Origin of the sequence: Acidipila sp. EB88, assembly GCF_003858395.1 — a bacterium.
Taxonomy (GTDB): Bacteria; Acidobacteriota; Terriglobia; order Terriglobales; family Acidobacteriaceae; genus EB88.
On record NZ_QWEV01000005.1, the window covers coordinates 2,467,760 to 2,485,657 of the forward strand.

A 17,898-nucleotide genomic window follows, 5' to 3' on the forward strand; every position below is an offset into this window, starting at 1 on the left:
GTGTGCTGCTTGGCTTTTGGTAATCGCAGGGTGCTCGCTGCAACCGGAATGGCGCTTGCAAGACTCCGCATAGGATGCCCATGCGGGCTTGCGCGTTGCAGGGTTTCGTCTTGCTTCAGGGCGCCATGCCTTCGAAGATCACGACGGCCGTCGCGTAGGCATCGGTGTGCGTTACGGAGAGTGAGATGCGCGCCACTCCCAGCGCATCCGCCAGCACCCGGGCGCGTCCGTGCAGCACCATCTGCGGCGGCCGGCCCGGGGTGCGTTGTACCTCCAGGTCCTGCCATCCGACCCCCCGGCTGATGCCGGTGCCGAGTGCCTTGGCCGCAGCTTCCTTGGCGGCAAAGCGGGCAGCCAGGTTCTGCTCGGGGTATCGCTTGGTGGCGCAGTAGCGGCGCTCGGCCTCGGTGTAGATCCGCGCCAGGAAGCGCTCTCCGTAGCGCTCCATCGAAGCCCGGATCCGCGGCACCTCGGCCAGGTCAATCCCCAGTCCAACAATCACAGCGCATCCTCCACCCTGAGCATAGAGGGTGCGCGTCTCGGGCCTGCGGGCGGATACCCCTCGGCACTCTGTGGCGCCGGCAATGATCAGCACGTCCAGTGCAATCACGGGCAGGGGGATGCGGGCCGGTGAGATGGCTGGCAATGTGCCGACAGGCGAAAACAGCAGGGGAAAACAGCGGAGGCAGCGACCAGATCCCCGGGCCGTACGCCCGTACATCTGCCTGGATGCCTAGGACTGCAGTTGTTCCAGCTCGGCCTTGCTCATCGCCTTGATGTGGGTCCCAATGTGCCACTGGTATCCAAAAGGGTCGACGATGGAAGCCATGCGCTCGCCGTAGGGTTGATCCGCAGGCTCGCGCACGCTGTTGGCCCCGGCGGCGATCGCCTGGTGGTACAGGGCGTCGCAGTCCGCAGCGTAGAGCATCAGGGAGACGGCGGAGCCGCCATAATGCTTCGGACTGTAGGCGCTGATGGCCGGTCGTTCGTCTGCCAGCATGACGCAGGAGTCGCCCAGGACAATTTCAGCGTGGGCGATCCTGCCGCCAGGCTCTTTCATCACAAGCCGCTCAGTCGCATTGAGCGCGCGGGTGTAGAAGTCGATCGCCGCGCGGGCGTCGGCAAAAATGAGGTAGGGCTGCACGCTGTGGTAGCCGGCAGGGGCCGGGTTCTGATCGGTCATGGCTACTCTCCATTGTTGCTGCATCGGCAAGCACGAAACGGAGATCATTCTGAAACGAAGCGGCAGCGGATGCAAGGGAAGATCGCGTAAACGCACCCGCTATGCCGGCAGGCTTCTTTGAGCAGAAAGCTTGGGAACCTGCTGCCGCCTGCGCGGCAGCAACGCCGGCTTGCGGCCGCCTATGAACATAAACCAGAGCTCATCCTGCCCGTCCGGGTGAGAACGCTTACAAGGCGCTTGCGCGGAATCAAAACGGCCCTCGTGCTGCGCAGGAAACCGCCGATGTGTCTTGCATGAAACAAGAACAAAGGATCGAGACGTCACAGGATTGGAACCTTATGCTGGCCGCTACCTGTGAAGCGGCACCCTCATCCTTTCTGGAGCATTTGAGTAACGCCCTGGCTGCTCTCGGGGCATTTGTGCTGCGCCAAGGAGCCGTGAGCGAACACTGCGCCGAGATCGACTTCGAGTTCCCCCGGGTGCACGCCATGGACGTCTACTGTCTCTTGGTCGCCAATGGAATCGAGCTAAGCCAGGAAGCACACCAGCAGCTTGCCGACCTTTGCCACTGCACCCAGGAGCTGGGCGGGGAAGCCGAAGGCACGCTGGTACGGATCAACGTGTCCGTGTATGCCCGCGCGGAGGGTGAAAGCTTTCTGGGTGCTCCCGCGGGCAAGCTCTCGGAGGCCGCCTGATCAACCCGCGAACCTCCGCTTTCTCCCTGCGCCTCGGCAAGCGTCGACCCATCTATCCGGCTGCTTCGGTTCACATCGTGTCCCGCTGGTGACCGTCATCCCCTAGTCCAGCCTAGCCGGCGTTGACCAGACCGTAGCGGCGCTGCCAGGTGTCCCGCAGCGAGGTCCATACCGCTGCCTTCTCCGCGGGCGTGGCTTCTGCGTCGGCATTGCTCACAAAGGCCCGCGCTTCCCGCTTGGCCTGCTCCAGCACCGAGCGATCCCGCACCAGCGAGGCCACCCGGAAGTCAGGCAGCCCGGACTGGCGCGTACCGAAGAACTCACCCGGCCCGCGCAGCTCCAGGTCCAGTTCCGCCAGCTCGAACCCATCCTGCGTGCGCACCATGGCCGCCAGCCGCTCCGCCGAGGTCTCGGAGACGCGGCCGCCGGTCATCAAAATGCACGAAGAGCGCGCACTGCCGCGACCCACCCGGCCACGCAACTGGTGCATCTGCGCAAGGCCGAACCGCTCCGCATGCTCGATCACCATCGTGGTCGCATTCGGCACATCGACGCCCACCTCGATCACGGTGGTTGCGACCAGCACGTCGATCTCGCCACGCGCGAAACGCCGCATGATCACTTCCTTGTCATCGGCGCTGAGTCGCCCATGCAGCAACCCCATCCGCAGTCCATGCAGCGGGCCATGGCGGAGCTCCTCGTACATCTCGGTTGCCGACTTGAGGTTGCTCTTGCCCTCGCTCCCACCAAGTGCCTGCGCCTGCTTCGTTGCTGTGCCGCCGTGCTCCGGGGCTGGCGCCAGCCCGGTAAACAACGTCGCGGCCTTGCTCTTGGCTTTCGCGGCGCTCTTCGCCGGTGCTTTGGCAGGCGCGCGCTTTGCAGCTTTCGCGGGAGCAGCCTTTGTGCCGGCAGCCGCACCCTCCGGCGAAAAGTCGAGTTCGGGCTGGTCGTCCTTGGGTCCTTCGATGACCGGGTACACGATGTACGCCTGGTGGCCCTTGGCCACTTCCTCACGCAGAAACTCCCAGACCTCGTCCGCGCGCTCATCCGGAACCTGGCGGGTAAGGATCGGGGTACGTCCCGGAGGCAGCTCATCCAGGATGCTGACCTCGAGGTCTCCATACAGGGTGAGCGCCAGCGTGCGGGGGATGGGCGTAGCCGTCATCGCGAGCAGGTCCGGCTCAGCCGCACCCGGCTTCTTCATCAGCCGGAACCGCTGCATCACGCCGAACCGGTGCTGCTCGTCCACCACCACCAGTCCTAGGTTGGCGAACTCCACCTTGTCTTCGATCAGGGCATGCGTGCCGATGATCAGCTCCGCGTCACCATTTGCAATGCGCTGCCGGTTCCACCGTTTCTGCGCAGGCTCAAGCGAACCGGTCAGCAGCACCACGCGGTAGGTGCGGCCACCCTGTTCGGCAGCCCGGTCCAGCAGCTTGCGTGCGGCAAGGTAGTGCTGCGTGGCCAGGATCTCGGTCGGCGCCATCAGCGCGGACTGGTAGCCGTTCTCGATGGCGATCAGCATGGCTTGTACTGCCACGATCGTCTTGCCCGACCCGACGTCACCCTGCAGCAGGCGCCGCATGGGGCCAGGTTTGCGCATGTCGTCGGCAATCTCGGCCAGCGACTTCTTCTGCGCCGCCGTGGGATGAAACGGCAGCACGTTGCGCAGGGCCTTGCGCACCTTTTCATCGGTTGCAAACGCGATGCCGGTCTGTTCCCGAGCCTTGCGCCGCTTCAACTCGAGGCCGAGCTCCAGGAAGAACAATTCTTCAAAGATGAGTCGCTGCTGCGCCGGGGTGCGCGCGCCGCTGAGCATTGACATGGGCGTACCCGGTGGGGGGAAGTGCACCTCGCGCAACGCCCGCGCTCTCTCCGGCAGGCCAAGCCGCTCGAGCAGCGCCTTCGGCAGCGTCTCCGGTACCTGGTCGCCGAGCTCCTGGAGTACGCCGTGCATCACCTTGCGCAGCCACCTGGTATGCAGCCGATTGCCGCCGAGCGTCTCGTAAATGGGTGTGATCCGCCCGACCTCGAGCAGCTCACCCTCGGGGTTCTCGGCGTCCTTCTCCGGCAGCAGTTCCACCTGCGGCTGCGTCATCTTGTGGCCATTGCCTGAGCGAGAGGCCTCTACCTTGCCGTACACCACCACCCATTGGCCCGGCTGGTACTTGTCCCTCAGGTACGCTCCGTGGAACCAGATGCACTTCAATGTCTGCAGGTTCTGCCCGACGGTCAGCTCAAAGATGGGCATGCGCGCGGTCTGCAGCAGCACGCTGCCGCGCACCTGGCCAATGACGCTCGCCATCTCGCCGACTCGCAGCTCCGAAAACAGCACCGGGTGCAGCCGATCCTCGTAGCGAAAGGGCATGCGGTGCAGCAGGTCTTCTACGGTCAGAATGCTCTTGGTCTTGAGGGACTCGGCGATACGCGGCCCAATGCCCTTGACGTACTGCACGTGTGTTTCGAGGGAAAGGGCTGGGGTAGGAGGCATTGCTGCTTGATCGTATCGCACTGCGCCCCGGCGATTGTGGCCCAGCGGCGCTCGCACTTAACCACCGGGGCGACGGTTTCCCAAAAGGGACTGCCCGAACGCAGGCCCTCCACAAACCTCCCCGCGTTGGAAATTAGAATGAACCGGTGAGCCCCTCGCCCAAAGCCGATACCCGGTTCTTCTCGCTGCGCGACCGCCTGGCGCTCGCCGTGGTTTCGCGCCTCGTCGCCGGGTGGATCGCGCTCATCGGCGTGACACTGCGCTTTCACGTGATCGCCGAAGAAGGCGCCAGCCCCGCGCCATGCCCCGCGCAGGGCATTTACTGCTTCTGGCACCAGTGCACCTTCAGCGCCGGCTGGTACTTCCGCCGTTACAACGCGTGCATCCTGATCAGCCGCTCGTTCGACGGCGAACTGATTGCGCGCACCCTTGGCCGGCTTGGCTTTCGCAGCGTGCGCGGTTCGAGTTCGCGCGGCGCGGTGGCCGGCTTGCTGGCATTGCGGCAGGAGGTGGTGCAGGGTGGCCTCGCCATCTTCACCGCGGACGGTCCGCGTGGGCCGATCCACACATCGAAACTTGGCCCCGTAAAGCTCGCCCAGCGCACGGGCGTCCCCATCGGCTGCTTCCATCTCGAGCCGGAGTACGCCTGGCGACTGCGCTCCTGGGACCGATTTGCAATCCCTCGGCCCTTCAGCCGGGTGGCGGTAAGCTGGGCGCGCAGCGTACCCGCGCCTGCACAAACAGCCGATGTGGCTGCGCTCGAAGCAACACGCGCCTCGCTCGATGCAGCCCTGGAGCGTGCACGTGCCCAGGCCTTGCTCTGGCTGGCGAACCCGGCAGAGGTCGCAGGTAACCTGGGCCCGGCGGGGGCACGATGAGCAGCATGCGCCTCGATACAGAGCAACCGGCACTGGTCAGCGACTATGACTTTGCGCTGCCCCCGGAGTTGATCGCGCAGGCGCCGCCGGCCGAGCGATCCGGGGCACGCATGCTCACGCTGGATCGCATGACCGGCAGCGTGGCCGACCGGCAGTTTACCGATCTGCCGCAGCAACTGGCGCCCGGCGACCTGCTGGTGCTGAACAACAGCCGCGTACTGCCGGCACGCCTGTTTGGCCGCAGGCTCAAAGGCCATGCGCAGTCCGGCCAGCAGCCCGCGCGCATCGAGGTCCTGCTCATCGCGGAGCAGGGCCCCGGCGAGTGGACAGCCTTGGTCCGGCCCGGGCGCAAGGTGCTGCGGGGGGAGCGCCTCGTGTTTCCGTTTGAAGGCGCGCCGGTGCTCGAGGCCGAGGTGCTCGAGCATGGCGAGTTCGGCGAGCGCGTGCTGCGCTTTGCTGTCTCGCCGGGCGCCGGCTCAGACTTCTACGCGGCGCTGGACACGCTCGGGCAGATGCCCCTGCCGCCCTACATCCATCGCGAGCAGAGCGTCACGACCGCGGCCGACCGGGAGCGTTACCAGACGGTATACGCGGCCGAGCGCGGCTCCGTGGCTGCGCCTACCGCAGGGCTGCACTTCACTCCCGAAGTGCTGGAGCAGATCCGCGCGCGCGGGGTCGAGATTGTGTACGTAACGCTGCATGTCGGGCTGGGAACCTTTCAGCCGGTGCGCGTGGATCGACTGGATGCAATCAAACTGCACTCTGAGCGCTACACGCTGCCCGCACCAACCGCGCAGGCCATCAACCGCACAAAGCAGGACGGGCGGCGCGTGGTGGCAGCCGGAACCACCACCGTGCGCACCCTGGAACACTGCGCTCGCGTTGCCGACGGCGCGCCGCTCGCCGCGCACGCCGGCGCCACCGACATCTTCCTCTCGCCCGGGCACCGGTTTCAGATTGTGGATGCGCTGCTTACCAACTTTCACCTGCCCGCAAGCACCCTGCTGATGCTGGTGTGCGCCTTCGCCGGGCGCAAGCCGGTGCTGGCCGCATACCGGCACGCCGTTGCCGAGCGATACCGCTTCTTCTCCTACGGCGACTGCATGTTCCTCAGCTAAGCCGCGCGCGAAAACCGGCCCGGCAAAGCGGTAGACTTGGCACTGTGAGCCCCTCTGACGCAGCCTCGAAGCCGCCGATCTACCTGCTGGACACGATGTCCTTCATTTTTCGCGCCTACCACGTCATGCAGCGGCAACGCCCCATGTCGACGCGCAACGGCGTGCCCACGGCAGCGACCTACGTGTTTGTGAACATGATCAACAAACTGCGCCGGGACTTCGCGCCGGAGTACTTCGCAGCGGTCTTCGACGTGAGCGCGCCCGTGTTCCGCGATGAGCGCGCGAGCACCATGAAGACCATCCGCAAATGGAACATCAAGACGCAGCAGTTCGACGAGGTCGATTACGGCGGCTACAAGGCAAACCGTGAAGCCATGCCCGCTGACCTTGCGCAGCAGTTGCCTTATATTCGCCGCGCACTCGAGGCGTTTCATATCCCTATCCTGCAGTACGAGGGCTTTGAAGCCGACGACGTGATCGGCACGCTCTCTTCCAAGGCGGCGGCAGCAGGCATTCCCGCGTTCATCGTGTCGAGCGACAAGGACATGATGCAGCTCGTCAACGACCACGTGAAAATGCTGAACCCGATGAAGGAGAACCTCATCCTGGACCGGGCCAAGGTGGAGGAGACACTTGGTGTTCCGCCCGAGCGCGTGATCGATGTGATGGCACTGCGCGGCGACGCGATCGATAACATCCCTGGCGCTCCCGGCATTGGCGACAAGGGTTCGGTTGACCTCATCCTGCAGTTCGGCACCGTCGAGGCTGCGCTCGATCGCGCAGGTGAAGTGAAGCGCAAGACCTACCGCGAGTCGCTCGAGAACAACCGCGAAGCCGTGCTGCTCTCGAAGGAACTGGTCACGATTCACACCGAGGTCCCGGTGGAGCTCGAGCTCGATCGCATGCGCACAACAACGCCCGACCTGGCCGCCTGCAGAGCTCTGTTTTCGGAGCTTGAGTTCACCACGCTGTTGAAGGAACTCGCGCCGGAAGCGCCGCTCGTCCCGGTTGCGTACGTGCTCGAGCCGACCGCCGGGCAAATCGCCGCGTTTGACGCGGAGGCACGCGCCCACGGTTTCGCCTTCGCTGTGCAAGCCAGTGAACTGGAGCAGGTCTCGGAGCAGGTAAGCGAAGCCGAGACAGAAGCCGCCGAGGAACGCGAACCCGAACTGCGCACCATGATGTTCGACTTTTCCGCAGCGCCTGACGCGGTCACCGAGAAAGACGAGCAGGCTCCCGCAGTAGCGGCGAAGGTAGTCAGGGTCGGGGTATCGGCCGGTGCAAACCAGGGGCTGCTGCTTCCACTCGATGCGGTGCGCCCGCTGCTTGAAGACCCTTCTGTGCCGAAGCAAGTGCATGACCTTAAGGGCGCTTTGCGCACTCTTGAGCAACACGGCATCACGCTGCGCGGTGCGGATGATGACCTGATGCTGTTCTCTTATCTGGTCAATCCGACGCACTCCACGCATCGCATGGCCGATGTCGCAGCGCGGTTCAGCCCGCGACCGCTGCAGGAGCAAGGCGACGCCGCACTTCCGGAACAAGCACATGCGATCCACACACTGGCGGCAACGCTGCGAGAAGGCGTGGAGCAGGCCAACCTCAGGAACATCTACGAGACCATCGATCGTCCACTCGTGCCGGTACTGCTCAGGATGGAACATGCCGGTGTGCGCATCGATCTCGATGTACTGCGCACGATGGACAGCAAGCTTTCGAGCGAGATGCACCGTGTCGGCGAAGAGATCTTCGCGCAGTCCGGCCATCGCTTCAACATCAACTCTCCCAAGCAGCTTGGCGATGTGTTGTTCAACAAGATGGAGCTGCCCAAGCCGCTGAAGTACGGCAAGGGCAAGGTCATCTCGACCGCGCAGGATGTGCTCGAAGAGCTGGCAGAGCACAATGCCGTGCCGCGCCTCGTGCTCGAGTACCGGCAGCTTGCCAAGCTCAAGTCAAACTACGTGGACTCACTGCCGCTGCTTGCCGACAGCGAAGGCCGCGTGCACACCACCTTTAACCAGGTGGGCACGGCAACCGGGCGGCTTTCCTCCACCAACCCGAACCTGCAGAACATCCCGATTAAGACGGAGCTGGGCCGCGAGATTCGCGCTGCCTTCATCGCGGCGCCCGGCAACCTGCTCCTGTCGGCGGACTACTCGCAGATCGAACTGCGGCTCATGGCGCACTTCTCGCAGGACCCTTTGCTGCTGCATGCCTACCGCAACGATCAGGACATCCACACGCTCACCGCGAGCGAAGTCTTTGGCGTGCCGGCGGAAGCCATGAGCAAGGAAACGCGCAACCGTGCCAAGGCCGTGAACTTCGGCATTGTGTACGGCATCTCGCCGTTCGGTCTCGCCGCCAACCTCAACATCGATCAGAAGGAAGCGCGCACCTACATCGATCGCTACTTTGAGCGATACGCCGGCGTACGCGCCTACATCGATCGGGTACTTGAGGAAACGCGCGCAGAGCAGCTGGTACGTACTTTGTTCGGGCGCTCACGGCCGATTCCCGATATCCAAAGTCGCAACGCGAACCTGCGAGGCTTTGCCGAACGCACTGCGGTGAACACGCCGTTGCAGGGCACCGCCGCCGACCTGATCAAGATCGCCATGATCCGCATCGATCAGCGACTCGCCGCAGAGCACCGCAAGGCGCGCATGACCCTGCAGGTCCACGACGAACTGCTCTTCGATGTGCCCGAGGACGAAGCCCAAGAACTCCGGGCCATGGTCAAGCACGAGATGGAGAACGTCATCGAATTGAGCGTGCCCCTCGTCGCCGACGCGGAGTTGGGAACGAACTGGCGCGACCTGTAGGTGTTGCGTGGTCGCACTTTTGTACTGAGCACACGCAGCGCTTGTGCTCAGTACACCCGCTATACGCCGAGCTCCGTGCGGATCGCGGACGCAATCGCTTCCGCATGCGTGCGCATCAGCGTTTCGGACTCCGCCTCGATCATCACGCGCGCCAGCGCTTCCGTGCCGGAGTAGCGAATCACGACGCGACCGTTGGCAGCCAAAGCCTCTTCTGCCTCGCGAATGGCTGCGGCCACGCTCTGGATCCCGTCAAGTGGCTTCTTCTCGCGCACGCGCACATTCACAATCACCTGCGGAAACGTCTTCAGGTCCGCCACCAGTGCCTCGATCGTCTTGCCGCTGCGCTGGATGGTATCGAGCAGCACGAGTGACGTGAGCAGACCGTCTCCCGTGGTCGCGAGGTGCGGGAAGAGAATATGCCCCGACTGCTCACCGCCGAGTGCCGCCTGGTGCTGCTGCATCATCTCGAGAACGTACTTATCCCCAACCGGTGCCCGCAGCATGCGAATGCCGCTGCGTGCCAGCGCGGCCTCCAGTCCCATGTTCGACATCGTGGTGGCGACCACCACGTTTCCGGCCAGTCGGCCCTCCGCCTGTAGGGCCCGCGCCGCGACCAGCAGCACCGCGTCGCCATTTAACACATTGCCGCTGCCATCGGAGAAGAGCGAGCGATCCGCATCGCCATCGAGCGTGATGCCCAGCGTTGCCTGCCGCTCGTGCGCCTCGCGCGCCACCACGGCCGGGTGCAGCGCACCGCACTGCTCGTTGATGTTGCGGCCAGAAGGGTCGGCGTGTGTCAGCGAAACTGTGCCACCCATGGTGGCAAATAGCTCGGGGGCAATCGCCGAGGCAGCTCCATTCGCGCAATCCAGCACGATGTGCATACCATCGAGCGTGAGCCCCGGAACCACGGAGCGCAGAAATGCCTCGTAGTCGTGCCGGTAGACAACATCGGTGGGCGGCAGGTCGCGACCGTCCGGCGCGTTTTCCATGCTGCTTCCGGCGGCAAGGCGCGCGAAGATCTCTGCCTCGATAGCAAGTTCCTGCGCGTCCGGCAGTTTGTAGCCGTTGCCTCCGAAGATCTTGATGCCGTTGTCCTGCCATGGATTGTGCGACGCAGAGATCACCACGCCGGCGGAGAAGCCGAACTTGCGAGCGAGATACGCAATGGCGGGCGTCGTGATAATCCCGGCATTGTGAAGCGTCGCGCCGCCTGCGATCAACCCGGCATGCAGCAGCCGGCTGATCCACGGCCCACTTTCGCGCGTGTCCATGCCGAGCAGGACGCGGGGTATCGGGTGCTGCTGCTTGAGTGTGTGCGCCAGGGCCTCACCCACGGCAAAGATGGTACGGGCGTCGAGCGGCGCCTCACCAGCAACGGCACGGATTCCATCGGTTCCAAAAAGCTTTCTCATTGTCTCCTGTCGGCACTCTGCAACTGCGTTTGTGATCCTACTTTGTCACGGTGGCATCGAGCACACCCGCTGCCATGCGTACCTGGATGGCGTCGCCATTTTGTGGCGCCGATGGTGTCGTGATCAGCGAGCCATCTGCTGCGAACACCAGAGCATACCCTCGCCCCAGCACCGCCAGCGGCGACAGCGCTCCCAACGCGCGCGAAGCTGTTTCCCGTTGCTGCGTCGCAGCGGTGACCCGCATACCCACAGCCCGCACAAGGCGATCCCCGAGAGAAGTCTGCGCCTCCTTGAGCGTGCGTAACGGCTGCATCGCGTCGTACCGCGCAAGTGCATCGGCGGCGCGCATCTGCCGCTGGGTTGCCACCAACACACGCTGCTCGCCGGCTCGCGCAAGCCGCTGCTGCAGCGCGGCGAGTCGCTCGCGCATCAGGTGCAGGCGCTGTGTCGCATCCTGGTGCAGGAGCCGCGCCGTGGTGCGCTGCAGGTTCTCCGCAACAGAGCGCAGTCGCGAAGACTGCGCTCTTTCCAGCCGAAACCGTTGCTCATCCAGACGCTGCTCGCGACGACCCAGGCTGTCGCGCAACCTTGCAAAACCTGCTTCGATAGACGCGCGGGCGAGGCGCTGATGGGAGAGCGCGACGCCGTAGCGCATCGCACGCGCCAGCCGCTGCTCAAGCGCCGCGACGTGTTCCTCCACGCGGTGTTGCGCGGCGGTAATCAGTTCCGCGGCCGCGGAAGGCGTGGGCGCGCGCAGGTCGGCAACAAAGTCGGCGATCGTAAAATCTGTTTCGTGCCCTACCGCCGACACAACTGGCACCGTGGATGTGGCGATTGCGCGGGCCACCAGCTCGCTGTTGAACGGGGCCAGGTCCTCGAGTGAGCCTCCGCCACGCGCGATCACGATGACGTCGACGCAGTGCGGATGCGCTTTGTCCCGGACCCGGTTGAAGTACGCGATTCCGGCAGCAACCTCCGCGGCGGACTGGTCTCCCTGCACCGCGGCAGGGAAGAGCAGCACATCGAGCGCGGCATGGCGCCGCCCGGCAACGTTGAGGAAGTCGCGGATCACCGCACCGGTAGGAGACGTGACGATGCCGACGCAGCGCGGGTACGCAGGCAGCGGCTGCTTGCGATCCATGGCAAACAGGCCTTCTGCCTCGAGCTTGCGCTTGAGCTGTTCAAAGGCAATCTGCAGCGAGCCGGCGCCGACCGGCTCCAGGTACTCCGCAATCAACTGCATCTGGCCGCGCTGCTCATAAACCGAAACTCGCCCGCGCAGCAGCACTTCCAGCCCGTCCTCCGGGCGGAAGCGCAACAGCTGCGCCTGCCGTCGAAACAGCACGGCCGGTAGCTGCGCGTCGCCGTCCTTTAGGGTGAAGTACATGTGGCCGGAAGGCGCGGCGCGAAGGTTGGAAATCTCTCCTCGTACCCACAGGTCCGCATACGCCTGTTCGATATGGTTGCGCACTTCGCCCACCAGGTCGGCCACGCGCCACACCTGTCGCGCCGGCCTCCGTTCAGCCTGCTCGATGCGGGCCGTGGGCTCTGCAACCGCGGGCGGCTCCGCAACCGGTTTGCTCATAGTCGGCATCGCGGCGCGTGCCCAGGCAGGCAAAGTGTCGGGGCGGGCTTTCTTTCTGGGGGGTGAGCCTGCCCGAGTCTCGGGCGCTTTAGCGCTGGCTGCAGGTGCAGGGTCTGGCGACTGCTTCTTCGGCTCTTCAAAGAAGAATCCCAGCTGCGTCGTTTCCAGGTCGCTGCCGCCCAGCGGCTGGCGGTCGTCCGGGGATTCCGAACCTCTGGAGGTCGCGCTCACTGCATGATTCTACAACTGTGTTTCCGGCCGCCGCATGGCGCTCATTCGGCCGCCGCTGCCGCACCCCGGGCCGCACTCCCTGCTTGACGGATAGCACTGCGGCTGCTTCTCTTGTGAGGATGCGTGCGATTGCTGCGGTTGCCGGAGTTCTTGCGATTCTGCTGGTGTTGCTGGACGCTTTCCAGACAGTGATCCTGCCGCGGCGGGCAATCGGGCGGTTTCGCCTCACGCGGCTCGTGTACATGGCCACGTGGGCCCCCTGGTGCTGGCTGGGCCGCTTCGTCCGCAAGCCGCGCAGCCGCGAAACCTGGCTTTCCATCTACGGTCCTTCGTCCCTCGTCTTCCTGATCGTGATGTGGGCTCTTGGCCTGGTGCTTGGTTTCGGCCTTTGTTTCTACGCTGAAGGCTCCCCGGTCACCGATCCCCTGGTCGCGCACGCTGACTTTCGCTCGGATATCTACATCAGTGGCACCACGCTGTTCACGCTCGGCCTCGGCGACGTGCTGCCGCACAACCGTTTTACGCGCGAGTTGCTCGTGGTGGAGGCAGGGCTCGGCCTCGGCTTTGTAGCCGTCGTGATCGGCTACTTTCCCGTGCTTTATGGCGCGTTTTCCCGCCGCGAAGTCAGCATCTCCCTGCTCGATGCGCGGGCCGGGTCGCCGCCGTCCGCAGCAGAGCTGCTGCGACGTCATGCGTTCACCGGCGGCAGCACAGCTCTCGTTACCTTGCTGGAAGAGTGGGAGCGATGGGCGGCGGAGCTGCTGGAGAGCCACATCTCCTACCCGTTGCTGTGCTATTTCCGCTCCCAGCACACAAACCAGAGCTGGCTCAGCGCATTGTGCGCGGTGCTGGACACCTGTGCGCTGATGGTTGCGACCGTGCAGGATATGCCCGGCCGCCAGGCCCAGTTGACCTTTGCCATGGCGCGCCACGCCGTGGTCGATCTATCGCAGGTGTTTGAGCTGGAGCCGGTTCAGCCGGAACACGACCGGCTCTCGCCCGGTGCGTTTGAGCAGCTCCACGACCTGCTCTGCCAGGCAGGAACCCGGGTCGCGCGTGACCCCGGTTCAAAGGCGCGCCTGGCCGAAATGCGGGCGCTCTATGAGCCGTACGTCGAGTGCCTGTGCCGGTACCTCTCCATGGACGTGCCTCCTTTTGTGCCGCAGCGACCGCGTCGAGACAATTGGCAGACCGTGGCCCAGGTGCTGCACGCGACGCAGGTCGCCTCCGCCAGCGGACCCACGTCGCCACAGCCAGAGCACGAAGAGGAACATCACATCTTCTAAGCCAGCAGCGCCCTCCCGGGAGCGCTTTCCGGATTGCGGGTGCGGGCCGGCCGTCATTCCTCGTCCACAAAAAAGAAGCCGCCCCGCTGGGGGACGGCTTCTGAGTGGCATGCATCGCATGCTGATCCTGCAGAATTAGTGCGAAATCGAGTGCTCCCCGGTCATCTGAGCCGTGGCATGGTGGGAGTGTGTAAGCCGCGTCCGCTGTGCGGAGTTCTGGCAAAGTGCAAGGAAGCCGACAAGGGTGGCGACGCCACAACCACCATAGACCTGTAGAAAGAGTGACACGACTTGGCTCCCCCGCAGTTGCTGCGCTCCCTCTGCCTGGCAGGTAAGAAGTACAACTTCCGCGTATGTTTGATGCCCAGACGATAAGCCGAAATGAATACGATTGGCTACAAGAAAACGCCCCTATTCTTAGCTTTTTTTTAACAAAGTTCGATGCAACAACAAGGCCTCCCTTTTGAGGGGGCCCCGTTGATTGCAATGGACTTGCACTAGGCGGTGACTGGATCAAACACCCGCGCGAAGTGCTTGCCCGCCCGGGCCGCGTGCGCTTTCTTGTGGAAAGCGTAGCCCGCGATCAGCGGCACGGCGAGTGTGGCCTCCGAGAAAACCATCTGCTCGAAAGTTGTATCCACCTTGCCCCACGAGCTGGCTTCCTTCAGCGTGCTCGACGAGAGCGCGCCATCGCGCACATCGGCGACCGTGACCTGGATCGCATACTTGTGCATCGGGGCGTCCATGCCCAGGATGTCGGCGGCAACCACGATGTCCTGTGCGAAGTTCTTTGGAACGCCGCCCCCGATCATCAGCAGGCCGGTCGTCGGATTGGCAATCTTCAGCTGGGTCAGCTCATAAAAATCCTTGGCCGAGTCCAGGGAAACCATCGGCTTGCCCTGGCGTGCGTGCTGGTGCGCCACCAGTCCGAAGCCGGCCGAGCAGTCCGAAAACGCCGGGCAGAAGATCGGCACGTCGCACTCGTAGGCCGCATGCACGATCGAGTCCACGCCACCCTTGGCCAGGGTCTTGCCCTCGCGCTCCAGGTAGGCGCCCATCTCGCGGATAAACTCACGCGAAGAGTGGGGGCGCGGCTCAAGCGAATCGGCGATCTGGCCGGTAATGTCGTCGCAGATCCGCAGCTCTTCTTCGTCGATCAGCGTGTCGTAGATGCGGTCGATCATCAGTTCGCGCAGGGTCGCATCCTCGGTGCCCTGCTTATACAGTTCATCCGCGATCCAGTGCTTGAAGCCCAGTGCTTCAAAGAAGTCCTGGTCGACGATGTTGGCGCCCGTCGAAACAATTGCGTCCACCATCTTGTTCCGGATCAGGTCAACAAATACCTGCTTGAGTCCGGACGAGATCAGGGAGCCGGCGAGGCACAGGATGACGCCGCATTCCGTATCGAGCAGCATGCGCTCGTAAATCGACGCCGCCCGGGCGAGGTCACGGGAGGTGAACGCCATGTGCTGCATGGCATCGACAAGCGCCACCACATCGTGCTGCTTGATGTCGATGTGCTGGATAGGAGTGGTCAGGAGTTCCGATTTTGTAGGCATGGCAAGTCGTAGTTTAACAGCGTGGGCTGCGGTGTTTCTTGAACATTTGGTGTAGCCGCAGGGCGCCGGTGCGAGCGCTGCCCTGGCTCCCGGTGCGCCCCAACCCGCCCGGTGCAGTACCATCGCAGGCACGTGCTGCCTATCCAACCCAGTGGTTCCGATTCCCGACGCCCCATGCAGCGGATTGTGCTGGCGCTGCTGTTTGCCGCCGGCTCCATCAACTTCCTCGATCGTGGTTCGCTTTCCATTGCCAACGGGCCGATCCGAAGCGAGCTTCACCTTTCCGGCTCGCACATGGGAGCCCTGCTCTCGTTCTTTTCCCTTGCGTATGGGCTGGCACAACTGCCGGTGGGTGCGTTGCTGGACCGGTTCCGGGCGCGCCTTCTGCTGGGCGGCGGCCTGCTGCTCTGGTCGGCCGCACAGGCAGCCACTGCCCTGGTCCGGAGCTTTGCCCAGTTTGTGCCGCTGCGCCTGCTGCTCGGCGTTGGCGAGGCCCCTTTCTTTGCCGCGGGTGTCCAGTCAATCGAGGGCTGGTTCGCGCCGGGCGAGCGCGGCTGGCCGACCGGGCTCATGAACGCCTCCACCATGCTGGGCCAGGCCATCGCGCCGCCGGTGCTCACCGTGCTGATGCTGCATGGCGGCTGGCGCTCCATGTTCGCCGTAATCGGGGCCCTGGGTGTTCTGCTGGCGTTGTGCTGGTTCCCGCTCTACCGCGATCCGCCGGCGCCCGCTCTTCCAGGTCCGAGGCAAACTCGACTCCCTCAACATTCCACGGCGTCGACCCTGTCGGTGCGGCAGTGGATCGGGTTCTTTCGCAGCGCCACCATGTGGGGCATGCTGCTCGGTTTCTCCGGCATCAACTACACGGCATGGCTCTACATGGCATGGCTGCCCGGCTACCTTGAAGAGGCCCGCCACGTCTCCGTCGCCCGCACCGGGGCACTCTCAGTCGTGCCTTTCCTGCTGGGGGCCTGTGGCATGTTCCTGAGCGGCCTGCTTGCCGACGCCCTGGTCCGGCGGGGCCAGGACCCTCTGCGCTGCCGGCGTTGGATCGTGGTCTCGGGCATGGTCTTGTCCGCCGCCTTCACCTTTTTCGTGGCTGGTGCCGGGTCCACCCGTTCGGCCGTGCTGCTCATCGCAGCCGCGTTGTTCTGCGTGCACTTTGCCGGCACGGCGGCGTGGGGCATCGTGCAATTTGCCGCACCCGCAGGGCGCGTCGCCACCATCGCCTCCATCCAGAATTTCGGTTCGTTTATGGTGGCCTCGGTGGCGCCGTGGCTAACGGGCTGGCTGCTGGACCGCACCCACGCCTTTGCCCTGGCGCTGTCTCTCTGCTCGGCCGTCACGCTGGTGGGTGCGGCTGCCTACGCGACGCTGGTGCGCCGGCCTATCGAAGCCGCTCCTGCACCGGCACCGCTGCCGGCCACCATGGGCCGGGGCTAGTTGCCCTTGGCCCCCGCGCTGCTGGAGCTGCTTCCGTAGTAGCCGACCCGTGTCTGCACAAACAGGTCCTTCTTCCTGGTGACCAGGCTGATGCGATGGAACCCGTCGCCTTCGCTGGCGGCATCGGGCGTGTAGCCCAGCATGTACTGCTGGCGCAGTTCTTCGGCGATCTGCTTGTAGATCTCGTCGAAGTTCTCCTTCTTCTTGGCCTCGAAGAAGCGGCCGCCGGTCTCATCGGCGATCTGCTGCATGATCTTCTTGCCATCGACATGCGGCTCTCCGCCGCCGCCGCTGGGCCGCTGGCCACCCCCGCCACGGCCACCCGGATACCCCATGCCGCCACCGCCGGGATAGCCCATGCCACCACCCGGGAACCCGATGCCACCACCACGCCGGCCGCCACCCTGCCCCGGACCGCTGCCGCCGCTGTTGTTGTGGTCATCGCCCTTGAAGTAGATCGTGTACACCCCGGCTTCGGCTTTTTCCGCTGCTTCCATGGCGCCGTGCAGTGTTTCCTTGCTGCCACGGTCTTCGCCATCGCTCAGCACGATGATGGCCTTGCGCCCAGTCTGTTTCTGCAGCAGTTCGTGCGCGGAAAGGTAGATGGCGTCGTAAAGCTGCGTGCCACCGCGACGGTTTCCACCGCCACTGCTTCCACTGCTGCCGCCGCTGTCACTGTTCTCCGCCGGCGTCGGCCCCATCGTGTTCAGGGCCTCGTTCAGCTTGGGCTTTGACGAGGTGAGGTCTTCGAGCAGTTCCACCTCGCGGTCAAAGTGCAGCACCGCCGCCTTGTCGGTGGGTCGCGTGATCATGTCATCCAGAAAACTCTGGCTCGCGGTTCGCTCGGTGTCCAGCGCGTCGCGCATGCTGCCGCTGGTGTCCACGTTGAGCGCCAGGGTGAGCGGCAGGTTGGTATCGAGCGAGAAGTAGCGGATCGTTTCAGGCCGGCTGTCCTCGGTGAGGGTAAAGTCCTCCTTGGTCAGCCCGGAGACGATCTTGCCCTTCTTGTCGCGCACCACCACCGGCAGCGTGACCAGTCGTGCATTGACGGAGAGGGTGGTGGGCGGGCCGGTCTCGACGGGTGCACTGGAGGCAGGGGCGGGCGTTTTCGGCGCGGGCGCCTGGGCAAGCAGCACAGGCGAAGAGAGCAGCAGGCAGCAAAGGGAAAGCAGGTCGCGACGCATCGCTCTGT

Annotated in this window: 13 protein-coding genes; 6 read left to right on the plus strand and 7 right to left on the minus strand. The window is 64.5% G+C overall.

All coding sequences use genetic code 11. The features are described 5' to 3' along the window. Positions 1-115 precede the first annotated feature (115 nt). A complete protein-coding gene (gene acpS / locus D1Y84_RS10830) occupies positions 116-502 on the minus strand; it encodes a holo-ACP synthase (protein ID WP_124848513.1) in 387 nt (128 codons plus the stop codon). A gap of 231 nt (positions 503-733) precedes the next feature. Then, on the minus strand, positions 734-1,183 hold the full coding sequence (locus D1Y84_RS10835) for a glyoxalase/bleomycin resistance/extradiol dioxygenase family protein (RefSeq protein ID WP_124848514.1): 450 nt from the start codon (positions 1,181-1,183) through the stop codon (positions 734-736). 386 nt (positions 1,184-1,569) lie between these two features. Here D1Y84_RS10835 and D1Y84_RS10840 point away from each other — a divergent pair, with 386 nt between their 5' ends. Further along, positions 1,570-1,878, plus strand: coding sequence for a hypothetical protein (locus D1Y84_RS10840; protein ID WP_124848515.1), 309 nt, complete (start codon positions 1,570-1,572; stop codon positions 1,876-1,878). Positions 1,879-1,990: 112 nt separating this feature from the next. Here D1Y84_RS10840 and recG read toward each other — a convergent pair whose 3' ends face one another. Continuing rightward, the gene (recG, locus tag D1Y84_RS10845; protein WP_124848516.1) at positions 1,991-4,369 is read right to left on the minus strand and encodes an ATP-dependent DNA helicase RecG; all 2,379 of its coding nucleotides are present in this window, start codon (positions 4,367-4,369) and stop codon (positions 1,991-1,993) included. 146 nt (positions 4,370-4,515) lie between these two features. Between recG and D1Y84_RS10850 the strand changes: the two genes are divergently transcribed. The 3 genes from D1Y84_RS10850 to polA are packed head-to-tail and all read left to right on the plus strand — an operon-like array spanning position 4,516 to position 9,187. After that, a complete protein-coding gene (locus tag D1Y84_RS10850) occupies positions 4,516-5,247 on the plus strand; it encodes a lysophospholipid acyltransferase family protein (protein ID WP_124848517.1) in 732 nt (243 codons plus the stop codon). A 5-nt stretch (positions 5,248-5,252) separates the two neighbouring features. Continuing rightward, positions 5,253-6,365 carry a tRNA preQ1(34) S-adenosylmethionine ribosyltransferase-isomerase QueA gene (gene queA / locus D1Y84_RS10855; RefSeq protein ID WP_124848518.1) on the plus strand — a complete coding sequence of 371 codons (1,113 nt, stop codon included), beginning with the start codon at positions 5,253-5,255 and terminating at the stop codon, positions 6,363-6,365. Between the two features lie 44 nt (positions 6,366-6,409). Then, positions 6,410-9,187 (plus strand): DNA polymerase I, encoded by a 2,778-nt coding sequence (polA, locus tag D1Y84_RS10860; RefSeq protein ID WP_124848519.1) that lies wholly within the window; start codon positions 6,410-6,412, stop codon positions 9,185-9,187. Positions 9,188-9,246: 59 nt separating this feature from the next. Here the strand turns inward: polA and glmM are convergent, their stop codons facing one another. Next, the gene (gene glmM / locus D1Y84_RS10865; RefSeq protein WP_124848520.1) at positions 9,247-10,602 is read right to left on the minus strand and encodes a phosphoglucosamine mutase; all 1,356 of its coding nucleotides are present in this window, start codon (positions 10,600-10,602) and stop codon (positions 9,247-9,249) included. 37 nt (positions 10,603-10,639) lie between these two features. After that, the gene (gene xseA / locus D1Y84_RS10870) at positions 10,640-12,187 is read right to left on the minus strand and encodes an exodeoxyribonuclease VII large subunit (RefSeq protein ID WP_233581345.1); all 1,548 of its coding nucleotides are present in this window, start codon (positions 12,185-12,187) and stop codon (positions 10,640-10,642) included. 350 nt (positions 12,188-12,537) lie between these two features. Here xseA and D1Y84_RS10875 point away from each other — a divergent pair, with 350 nt between their 5' ends. Then, positions 12,538-13,704 (plus strand): potassium channel family protein, encoded by a 1,167-nt coding sequence (locus D1Y84_RS10875; RefSeq protein ID WP_124848521.1) that lies wholly within the window; start codon positions 12,538-12,540, stop codon positions 13,702-13,704. 497 nt (positions 13,705-14,201) lie between these two features. Here D1Y84_RS10875 and D1Y84_RS10880 read toward each other — a convergent pair whose 3' ends face one another. After that, the gene (locus D1Y84_RS10880; protein ID WP_124848522.1) at positions 14,202-15,263 is read right to left on the minus strand and encodes a deoxyhypusine synthase; all 1,062 of its coding nucleotides are present in this window, start codon (positions 15,261-15,263) and stop codon (positions 14,202-14,204) included. Positions 15,264-15,437: 174 nt separating this feature from the next. Between D1Y84_RS10880 and D1Y84_RS10885 the strand changes: the two genes are divergently transcribed. Next, the gene (locus D1Y84_RS10885; RefSeq protein WP_124848523.1) at positions 15,438-16,706 is read left to right on the plus strand and encodes an MFS transporter; all 1,269 of its coding nucleotides are present in this window, start codon (positions 15,438-15,440) and stop codon (positions 16,704-16,706) included. On the opposite strand, the gene D1Y84_RS10890 is transcribed toward D1Y84_RS10885, so the two are convergent. Continuing rightward, the gene (locus D1Y84_RS10890) at positions 16,703-17,890 is read right to left on the minus strand and encodes a VWA domain-containing protein (protein WP_124848524.1); all 1,188 of its coding nucleotides are present in this window, start codon (positions 17,888-17,890) and stop codon (positions 16,703-16,705) included. The genes D1Y84_RS10885 and D1Y84_RS10890 overlap by 4 nt on opposite strands. Positions 17,891-17,898: the final 8 nt, after the last annotated feature.

What these genes read in the sequence shown, in the direction of transcription:
- D1Y84_RS10835 (WP_124848514.1), bottom strand. Translation starts at nt 1,183, where the DNA reads ATGACCGATCAGAACCCGGCCCCTGCCGGCTACCACAGCGTGCAGCCC.
- recG (WP_124848516.1), bottom strand. Translation starts at nt 4,369, where the DNA reads ATGCCTCCTACCCCAGCCCTTTCCCTCGAAACACACGTGCAGTACGTC.
- queA (WP_124848518.1), top strand. Translation starts at nt 5,253, where the DNA reads ATGCGCCTCGATACAGAGCAACCGGCACTGGTCAGCGACTATGACTTT.
- glmM (WP_124848520.1), bottom strand. Translation starts at nt 10,602, where the DNA reads ATGAGAAAGCTTTTTGGAACCGATGGAATCCGTGCCGTTGCTGGTGAG.
- xseA (WP_233581345.1), bottom strand. Translation starts at nt 12,187, where the DNA reads ATGAGCAAACCGGTTGCGGAGCCGCCCGCGGTTGCAGAGCCCACGGCC.
- D1Y84_RS10875 (WP_124848521.1), top strand. Translation starts at nt 12,538, where the DNA reads ATGCGTGCGATTGCTGCGGTTGCCGGAGTTCTTGCGATTCTGCTGGTG.
- D1Y84_RS10880 (WP_124848522.1), bottom strand. Translation starts at nt 15,263, where the DNA reads ATGCCTACAAAATCGGAACTCCTGACCACTCCTATCCAGCACATCGAC.
- D1Y84_RS10885 (WP_124848523.1), top strand. Translation starts at nt 15,438, where the DNA reads ATGCAGCGGATTGTGCTGGCGCTGCTGTTTGCCGCCGGCTCCATCAAC.
- D1Y84_RS10890 (WP_124848524.1), bottom strand. Translation starts at nt 17,890, where the DNA reads ATGCGTCGCGACCTGCTTTCCCTTTGCTGCCTGCTGCTCTCTTCGCCT.